This window comes from Kineococcus siccus (assembly GCF_009906795.1).
Lineage (GTDB): Bacteria > Actinomycetota > Actinomycetes > Actinomycetales > Kineococcaceae > Kineococcus > Kineococcus siccus.
Window position 1 is genome coordinate 1 of the sequence record NZ_JAAALN010000179.1, and the last position, 8,846, is coordinate 8,846.

The window sequence follows — 8,846 nt, forward strand, 5'->3', positions numbered from 1 at the left end:
CGGCGGCGGCCGGGCCGTGCGCAGCAGCTCGGCCCGGCCGCCGCCGTCCGCGACGCAGGCTCCGGGGTGGTCCCGGTCCCGGTGGCGGTCGTCGTGCCTCCCGTCCGCACCCGGGTCGTCGACGGCGCTGTCGTCCAGCACGACGGTGCAGGCGAGGCGGGCCCGCGTGAGAGCGAGGGCGACGTCCGCCGCTCCCCCGGGTCCGGAACCCAGGCCGGCGCCCGGGCCGTGGACGGAGTCGGCGACGACGACCACGTGGTCGCGGCGCAGCCCCGGCCAGCGCTCCAGCGCGGCGACCAGCAGGTCCTCCGCCGCTGCGCGCGGCACGCCCAGGGGCAGCCGGCGGCGGACGAGGTCGGCGACGGCGGCCGCGGTGGCCGCGTCGGGCAGCACGACGCCGAGGGACTCCGCCGGGTGCTCGTCGTGGTGGCGCTGGACCACGGCGTGCACGAGGTCCACGAGCGCCTCGGGGCCCCGTCGCGCACCGACGGGCCGCGAGGACGTGCGGGCCACCCGCCGCTCGCCCCGCCGCGCCCCGGGCACGGTGCTCTGGCCCGCGCGCAGGCGCGCGGGCAGCAGCTCCTCGTCGCGGGTGGCGTGCTGGCGGTCCAGCCGCTGCGTGGGCAGCACCAGCGCCGACTCGCGCAGCAGGTCGCGCCCGGGCACGGGACCGTCGGCGGGTGCGGAGCCGTGGGCGGGCGCCGCGGTGCGCAGCGCCCGCGGGCCGGGCAGCGCGGGGTCCCCGACGACGACGACCTGCCGCGCGCGCGACAGCGCGGGCAGCAGGGCCGCGGTGCTGCTGGCCTGGGCGCCCAGCACGACGACCACGTCGGCGCCGGGACCGTCCGGTGCCGCGCCGAGGACGACGGCCGCCGTGGCGGGCGAGAGGGCCCAGCAGGGCAGCACCGCGGTCGTGGCCGCGCGGGCGGGGGGCGACAGCGGGTCGGCGGCGCTCGCGTCCACCGCCGCCGCGCGCTCGTCGAGGGCGTCGCGCAGCCGCCGGGCCGCGTGGACGCGCCGGGTCGCGTCGGCCAGGACCAGTTCGGCGCGGGCCTGCCGCAGCCCGGCGGTGTCCACGGCGCCGACGAGCGGGTCCTCCAGGGACATCACCTCGAGGACCCCCGACCACCACGCCGCCTGCACCTCGGCCGCGAGGTCGAGGCTGCCGGGGCCCATCCAGCGCGCCGCGAGGTCCTCGAGCAGCGGCTGCCAGCCCCCCTCGGCGAGCTCGTCGAGCAGCTGCGTGCGCCGCGGCAGCGGCTCGAGCGCGGCGGTGTCGGCGTGCAGCGCGCGCAGCAGGGCGGTGAGCTCCGGGAGCTGCAGCGAGCGCAGCGGCCCGTCGGGGAGCAGGTGCGCGGGCAGGACGGCCTGCAGCGCCTCGAGGTCCGCCCGCAGCGAGGCCACCGCGATCTGCGCCTCGGCGAGACCGTCGGGGACGTGCGGGGTGCCCTCCCGCGTGGACACGCGCTGCCAGGCGAGGCGCTGGGCGCGCGCGTCCAGCAGCCAGGTGTGCAGCTGCTCGACCGAGTCGGCCGAGATCCCGTTGCGCTGCAGCGCCCTGGCCTGCCGGCGCAGGCGCCAGCGCGTGAGCGCCCCCATGCGGACACCCTGCTGCCGCCGCCACTGCGCACCGGCCGTGGCGGCCGAGACGTCGCCGAGGGACTCCGACCAGATGTCCGGGCCGAAGCGCGAGACGGTCAGGCGGACGCCCTCCAGGAGGGCGACGCGGTCGCCGGCGTCGGCCACCGAGCTGGCGCCCCGGAGCCCGACCTCGTCGGTCAGGCCGGCCATGAGGGCCCTCGCCCGCGGCAGCTCGTCCTCGACGATGCGCGCCAGGGCCCGCTCCGCGGCCGCGGCCCCCTCGCGCGTGCTGATGCGGGCGCCGGCCCAGGGGCTCGTCGCCGGGGTCACGTCGAAGGCACCGAGCCGGACGGCCTCCGCCAACCGCTCCGCCCACGCGGCCAGGTCGGCCCGCGAGCAGGTCTGCAGCGCCTCACCGCGCAAGCGGCGGGTCGTGGACGGGGCGGCCGGCCGGCCGGCCAGCTCGGCGAGGGCGAGCGCCGCGTCGTGGGCGCTGACGCCCCACGGCTCGCGGCGGCGGTGCAGAGCGGTCGCCGAGGCGTCCAGGACGTCGACGAGGCGCTGCACGTCCGGCTGCCGGGGCGCCTCGGCCGGGTGCCCGCGACGCCGCTGCACCTCGTGGACGGCGGCGTCGCGCTGCGTGCGCGCGGCCAGCGACACCGGCGCCGGGGCGAGGTCGGCGACCAGGTGCAGCACCAGGGGCCCGACCCCCGCCTCGGCGAGGCGGTCCTGCACGGCCCGCAGCTCGGCCGCCGCGTCGGCGACCAGGAGGCACGTCCGCCGGGCCGCCGCCAGCCCCGCGACGACGGCCGCGGCGACCTGGGTCGCGCCCGTGCCCGTCGGGGCCTCGAGGCGCAGGTCCTCCCCCGCCAGCACCCGGGCCACCGCGCGCCGCTGCTCGGGGTCCAGCGGCACGGGCAGGTCCTCGACGGCGGGCGCGTCCAGCGGCGCGGTGGGCGCGACCGGGACCTGCTCGGCCAGGGCCCTGACGACCCGGTGCTCGCGCACGGCACCCCCGCGGCGGCGCAGGTCGCCGAGGAGGTCCGCGGCCGGGTCGGCGAAGGTCCCGAGGACCAGGCGCGCCTCGACCCGCAGCCCGGGGACCCCGTGCAGCTCGTCGCGCAGCTGCCGCAGGGCCGGTGCCGGGTCGAACCCGCGGCCGCTGACGACGGCGGAGGCGAGGGCGTGCGCGTCCAGCTCGATCCCCAGCTCGGTGGCGACGGTGGCGATCAGGACGGGGTTCACGACGACGGCCGGGTCGAGCCGGACGACGAAGTCGTCCTGGGCCGCGCCCGTGGGCTCGAGCGTGCAGCGGCGCAGCAGCAGCGGCGTGCGGCGCACCCCGCTCTCGCCGGCCCAGCCGACGAGCCCGACGGCGACCGCGAGCGTCCGCAGGCCGTGCTGCTCGAGCAGGACGCCGGCTCGCTCGTGCGTGGCGCGGGCGCGCTGCCGCGCGTCGGCGAAGGCTCCCGCCTCGCGCACGAGGCTCGACAGCGGGGCCGGTCCGCCGGCCAGGAGCTGCGCGAGGCCGGAGGGGTGAGCCGTGGTGAGGTCCAGCGCCCCGCGCGCGGCGTCCGGGCAGTCCAGCAGCGCCGACGTCCCGCCCAGCGCGCCCGCCTCGGCCCACCAGCGGCGGCGCGCGGTCTCCCCCGCGCCGGGAGCCCCGGGTGCGGTCGTGGAGGTGGCCGGCGTCGCGTCGCCGCGTCCGGTCCGTGCGTCTGCAGCGGTGCCGTCGGGGTCGGCGGGGCCGGGCGCAGTCACGGCTCCACCCTATTCGGGGGTGGAGCCCTCCCTGGCCGACCGCGCCGCGGGCACCGAGCCCGTCGCGGCCCGGCCCCGCTCGAACGCCACCAGCGTGACGTCGTCGCGCGCCCGCCCGCCGCTCCAGCGGCGGGCGACGTCGAGCGCCTCGTCCACGAGCGTCTGCGGCGTCAGCTCGTCCAGCTCCTGCAGGGCGTCGAGCACGCCCTCGACGCCGAGCTCGTCGGTGGTCCCCGACGGCCGGGCCTCGACGAGCCCGTCGGTGTAGGCCACGAGCATCGACCCAGGGGCGAGCGACGCCGTCCGGGTCACCCAGGCCCCGGGCGTGTCCAGGTGCAGCCACGACAGCAGCGGCCCCGTCGTCTCCAGCTCGCTGACGACGCGGACCACGCCGTCGTCGGTGCGCAGCACGAGGGGGGCGGGGTGCCCGGCGTTGGCGTAGGTGATGGTCCCGGACTCCGGGTCGACCACGACGACGACGCAGCTCGCGAACCGCTCGGCCTCGTCGGAGAAGACCCGCGCGGCCATGGCCATGGCGAGGTCGGGCTCGGGCGCGAGGTGCAGGGCGGCCTCGAGCAGGCGCTTGAGCTGGATCGCGACGATGCCGGCGCGCGCACCGTGCCCCGAGACGTCCGCGACGACGATCGCGAACCGCCCGTCGCGCAGCGGCAGCACGTCGTACCAGTCCCCCGCGAGCAGCCCCTCCGCCGGGCGCAGCGCCGCGGCGGCCGACCAGCCCGGCACGATCGGCAGGTCGTGCGCGGCGAGTTGGTCGCGGACCTCGGCGACGAGCGGCTGGCCCTGCTGCAGCGCCTCGCGCGCGGAGACGGCGTCGGCCAGCTCGTCGAGGATGCGCCGCCGCATCGTCTCGGCGGCGGCCGCGACGGCCGCGAGCTCGGGCGGGCCGGCGAGCCCCACGGGGGTCTGGAGATCTCCGCCGCCGACCCGCAGCAGCTGGTCGGACAGCTGGTCCAGCGGTCGCAGGACCCAGCGCCGGACGAGGTAGAGGATCGTCGGGACGAGCAGCAGGGCCACCGCCGCGACGGCGGTCTGCGCGGCGACGAGCCGGTCGGAGGCGTCCCGCGCCGAGCGCAGGGCCACGTCCCGGCCGTCCTCCAGGTAGGTGGTGAGCTCGTCGTCGGCCGCGTAGGCGGGCAGGAAGGCGAGGCCCGTGGCCGGTCCGCGTCGCAGCTCCTCGTACCGGCTCTGGTCGGGGAGCTGCCGCGCCTCGACGAACTCCTCGGAGACGGCCTCCCAGCGGTCGACACCGGTCAGCAGGTCGTCGACGCGGCTGCGGACCCCGGGGTCGTCGACGCTCTCGGCCGCGGCCGAGAGCCGGCCCCGCTGGGCGTCCAGCCGCTGCTCCGCCTGCTCGAGCGAGGCGAGGTCGGCAGCCCGGCCGTCGCGCAGGTAGAGCTGCTGGCGGACGTTGTAGGCCACGAGCGCGGACCGGAAGTCGTTGTTCGCCCGGATCACGGGGTTCCACGCCTCCGCGTCCGAACGCGCCCCGCGGTCGATCTGCACCGACAGCAGGATCGCGACCAGCACGAGCACGACGGCGAGGAAGCCCACGACCAGCGCGGACACGCGCCGCTGCAGGGTGGTGCGGAGCATGAGGTGGTGCCACCAGCGCGTCGCGCCGTTCACGGTCCCACCACCTCCCGCCCGCCCGACCTGGGGGTCCTCGTCGACCGCCTCCGGACGATCATCCCTGATCGTGGCGCGGAGGTCACGGGTGGGAGCCGCCGCGCGCCGCGCCGCCGCCTCCGGTAGGAGTGGGACGTGAGAACCCCCTCCGGCCCGCCCGTGCACCCGTGACCGCGACCCTCGGCTGGCCCGCCGAGCTCGTCCTCGTCCGCCACGGCGAGAGCACCGGCAACCTCGCCGACGCCCGCGCGCACGCCGCGCAGGCCGAGGTCGTCGACCTCGAGGCCCGCGACGCCGACGTCCCCCTGTCGCCCCTCGGGCGGCGCCAGGCCGCGGCCGTCGGGCAGTGGCTCGCGACCGCGGAGGGGGCGCCCCGGCCCCCGGAGGTCGTCGTCTGCTCGCCGTACCTGCGGGCCCGCGCGACCGCCGAGGCGATCGTGGCCGCCCTGCGGGAGGCCGGCGTCGACCTGCCGCCCCTGCGCACCGACGAGCGGCTGCGCGAGCGGGACCTGGGCTGGTGGGACGGCCTGACCGGGGCGGGGGTCGTGGCCCGCTACCCCGAGGAGTCCCAGCGCCGGGCGCGGCTGGGCAAGTTCTACTACCGGCCGCCGGGCGGCGAGAGCTGGTGCGACGTGGCGCTGCGGATGCGCTCGCTGCTGTCCTCGCTGTGCGACGAGCACGCGGGCCGGCGGGTCCTGCTCGTCACCCACCAGGCCGTGATCACGAACACGCGCCTCGTCCTGGAGGGCCTGGAGGAGGCGGACGTGCTGCACCTGGACGCCACCGAGCCGCTGGCCAACTGCTCGGTGACGGCGTACCGCGGCGGGCCGGAGCGGCTGGAGCTGTCGGTCGCGGGTGACACGACGGCCGTGGCCGACCTCGCCGTCACCGACGACGCGGTCGACGACGACCCCCTCGACGAGGAGCCGGCGGCGGCGGTGCGCTCGTGAGCCGCGCGTCCGACGACGCCGTCACGGTCACCTCGGCCGTGCTGCGCGAGTGGCCGCTGCCGACGCCGGGCACCGGCAAGGAGTCCCGGGGCCGGACCCTCGTCGTGGGCGGCAGCGACCGCACACCGGGGGCTGTCCTCCTCGCCGCCGAGGCGGCGCTGCGCTGCGGGGCGGGCAAGCTGCAGGTGGCGACGACGTCGTCCACGGCGACCGCGGTGGCCGTGGCGCTGCCGGAGGCGATGGTCGTGCCGCTGCGCCAGACCGCCGAGGGCGGCGGCATCGACCCGGCGGAGGGCGCGGAGGACGGCGAGCTCGCCGGGGTGGCGGCGCGGGCGCACGCGGTGCTGCTGGGCGTCGGCACGGTGGGCGAGCCGGACGTCGTCGCCCTGCTCGAGCAGCTCGTGCCGCGGCTGGAGCGCACCGTGGTCCTCGACGCGCTGGGGCTCGCGCCCGTGACGCGCGACGCGTCGTTCCTGCACGGCTTCGAGGGCCGCGCGGTGCTGACGCCGAACCTGTCGGAGCTCGCGATCGTGCTCGACGCCGATCCCGACGAGGTCGAGCAGGACACCGCGGGCGCGGCGCGGGAGCTGGCGCGCCGGACCCGGACCGCCGTCGCGGCCGGGGGCGGCGAGTCGTGGATCGCGGCCCCGGACGGCCGCCTCTTCCTCGACACCTCCGGCGGCAAGGGCCTGGGGGTGTCGGGCTCGGGCGACGTCCTCGCGGGGATCGTCACGGGGCTGTGCGCGCGCGGGGCGGACCCGGTGCAGGCCGCGGTGTGGGCGTGCCACCTGCACGGCCGTGCGGGCGACCGCCTCGCGAGCGCCGTCGGCCGGCTGGGCTTCCTGGCGCGCGAGCTGCCGCCCGAGGTCCCGCGCGTCCTGGCCGAGATCGAGGTCTGACGCCCGTCTCCGCCGCAGCGGCGCACGGCCGGCTCAGCCCGGCGGCGTCAGCACATCAGGGCGCTGGCGACGGGCACGAGGTCGTCGAGGGGGATGTCCAGGTGCCACGTCGTGGAGGAGCGGACGCCGGCGCCGCGGGGGTCGCCGTCCGGTCCGCGCCACGCCTGCGGCGCCGCGGTGACCTTCCAGGCGCCGGTGCCGGACTGGCGGGCGCGGTCGACCAGGTCGAGGTCGTCGTTGCGCTTCGCGGCGGCGACGATGACCTCCTGGGCGCGGCCGAGGGAGCGGGCGTCGTAGAAGCCGACGACGCACCCGGCGTCGGTCGCGGTCACGCCGACGAGGATGCAGCCGGACTCCTCCAGCGCCGCACCGATGGCGGCGACGGCGGCGTGGTGGCGAGGAGCGCGTCGGGGAGAGGGGACGGCGGCGCGAGAGCCGGTGCGCGCGCCCACGGTGCTGACAGTCATAACGGGAACTCCTCATGGCGACGACGTCGGCCGGGGGTCGGAGTCCACCTCGACTCGATCCGACACCCAGGAGACGGCATCGGTCGGCGTGCCTTGCCCCTTGAGTCTAGGCACCCCGGACGGGTGCTCCCGACCGCCGGCCGTCTCCCCTGGGCGAACATCGCCCTGTCGTGCAACGACATCGCGTCGTAGCCGACGGTCCCGACGCGCGGGCGCCGGGCCGGCCACCCGACCGGCCCAGCCGTCCCCGCCCCGGCCGTGACTAGACTCGGCACAGGCCGCGAGCACCTCCGGGTGCCGGGCTGTGCCCCCGTAGCTCAGGGGATAGAGCATCGGTTTCCTAAACCGTGTGTCGCAGGTTCGAATCCTGCCGGGGGCACCCCACCGGACCGCGTCCTCGCCGCGAGGCGTCCGCCGGCCGGGCCCGGCGGCGGAGCCCCCTCCCGGCGAGGGTGGGCGAGGCGCTCCGCGGGTCGTCGGGGACACTGGCGCCGCCCGACCGACCGCGAACCGCCGGAGACCCGATGAGCATCACCAAGCGCACCTGGTACGCGTGGGCCCTGGGGTCGCTCGCGGTGTTCGCGGTGCTGGAGACCGAGGCCGTGCTGAACGAGCGGGCCGGGGACACGTTCTCGGCGAACTGGTGGCGGCTGCGCACGCACCTGCCCGCGCGCCTGCTGGTCTTCCCGCCGCTGGCCTGGGCCCTCTACCACCTGTTCGTCCCGACCGACCGCGAGACCGGCGGCGCCGACGACGCCGCGGTGGTGGCCGGTGGCGCGCTGCTGGCGGTCCTCGCCCGCTACCGGCCCCGCACGGGCGACTGACGACCCCACCCCGGCGCGGCGGGGTGGGGCGTCGGGTCGTGAGCGTCAGGGGACGGTGTGCCCCGCGGCGCGGAACAGCTCGTACCACTGCGCGCGCGTGAGCGGCAGGTCGGAACCCCGGGCGGCCGCGGCGACCCGGTCGGGGTTCGTCGTGCCGAGGACGACCTGCATCCCGGCCGGGTGCCGGGTGATCCACGCGGTCGCGATCGCCAGCGGCGGCACGCCGTACTCCCCCGCCAGCCGGTCAAGCACGCGGTTCAGCTCGGGGTAGCGCGGGTCGTCGAGGAACACCCCGTCGAAGAACCCCGCCTGGAACGGCGACCAGGCCTGCACGGTGATGTCGTGCAGTCGGCAGTGGTCGACGATCCCGCTGTCGCGGCTGATCGACTGGTCGAGGTCGCGCATGTTCATCGCGACGCCCTGCGCGACGCTGGGCGCGTGGGTGATCGACAGCTGCAGCTGGTTGGCGACCAGCGGCTGCCGGACGTGCTTGCGCAGCAGGTCGATCTGCCCCGGCGTGTGGTTGGAGACGCCGAACGCCCGCACCTTGCCGGCCGCGTGCAGCTCGTCGAACGCCCGCGCGACCTCCTCGGGTTCGACGAGGGCGTCGGGGCGGTGCAGCAGCAGGACGTCGATGCGGTCGGTCGCCAGCGCCTCCAGCGACCCCTCGACCGAGGCGACGATGTGCTCGTGAGAGAAGTCGAAGTACGGGCCGTC

General features: G+C 77.9%; 7 protein-coding genes and 1 tRNA gene. 4 read left to right on the plus strand and 4 right to left on the minus strand.

From position 1 onward, the window contains the following. Positions 1-3,342, minus strand: a 3,342-nt coding sequence (locus GTR02_RS16750) for a hypothetical protein (protein ID WP_166608633.1), incomplete at its 3' end; no start/stop codon positions are given. 9 nt (positions 3,343-3,351) lie between these two features. Then, positions 3,352-4,989, minus strand: coding sequence for a SpoIIE family protein phosphatase (locus GTR02_RS16755; RefSeq protein ID WP_166608634.1), 1,638 nt, complete (start codon positions 4,987-4,989; stop codon positions 3,352-3,354). Between the two features lie 167 nt (positions 4,990-5,156). Here GTR02_RS16755 and GTR02_RS16760 point away from each other — a divergent pair, with 167 nt between their 5' ends. Both GTR02_RS16760 and GTR02_RS16765 read left to right on the plus strand, forming a co-directional pair. Then, positions 5,157-5,939 carry a histidine phosphatase family protein gene (locus GTR02_RS16760; RefSeq protein WP_166608635.1) on the plus strand — a complete coding sequence of 261 codons (783 nt, stop codon included), beginning with the start codon at positions 5,157-5,159 and terminating at the stop codon, positions 5,937-5,939. After that, positions 5,936-6,838 (plus strand): NAD(P)H-hydrate dehydratase, encoded by a 903-nt coding sequence (locus GTR02_RS16765; RefSeq protein ID WP_166608636.1) that lies wholly within the window; start codon positions 5,936-5,938, stop codon positions 6,836-6,838. The genes GTR02_RS16760 and GTR02_RS16765 overlap by 4 nt, the downstream gene beginning before the upstream one ends. A gap of 47 nt (positions 6,839-6,885) precedes the next feature. Here the strand turns inward: GTR02_RS16765 and GTR02_RS16770 are convergent, their stop codons facing one another. Continuing rightward, positions 6,886-7,305: a hypothetical protein gene (locus GTR02_RS16770; protein ID WP_166608637.1), complete on the minus strand. Its 420-nt coding sequence runs from the start codon at positions 7,303-7,305 to the stop codon at positions 6,886-6,888. A gap of 306 nt (positions 7,306-7,611) precedes the next feature. On the opposite strand from GTR02_RS16770, the gene GTR02_RS16775 reads away from it, so the two are divergent. Together GTR02_RS16775 and GTR02_RS16780 are read left to right on the plus strand one after the other, a co-directional pair. Beyond that, a tRNA-Arg gene (locus GTR02_RS16775) sits at positions 7,612-7,684 on the plus strand. 145 nt (positions 7,685-7,829) lie between these two features. After that, entirely contained in the window at positions 7,830-8,129 is a 300-nt protein-coding gene (locus tag GTR02_RS16780) for a hypothetical protein (protein WP_166608638.1), read from the plus strand. 45 nt (positions 8,130-8,174) lie between these two features. Here GTR02_RS16780 and GTR02_RS16785 read toward each other — a convergent pair. After that, positions 8,175-8,846 (minus strand): aldo/keto reductase (locus GTR02_RS16785; protein WP_166608639.1); only part of this gene is annotated, 672 nt, incomplete at its 5' end.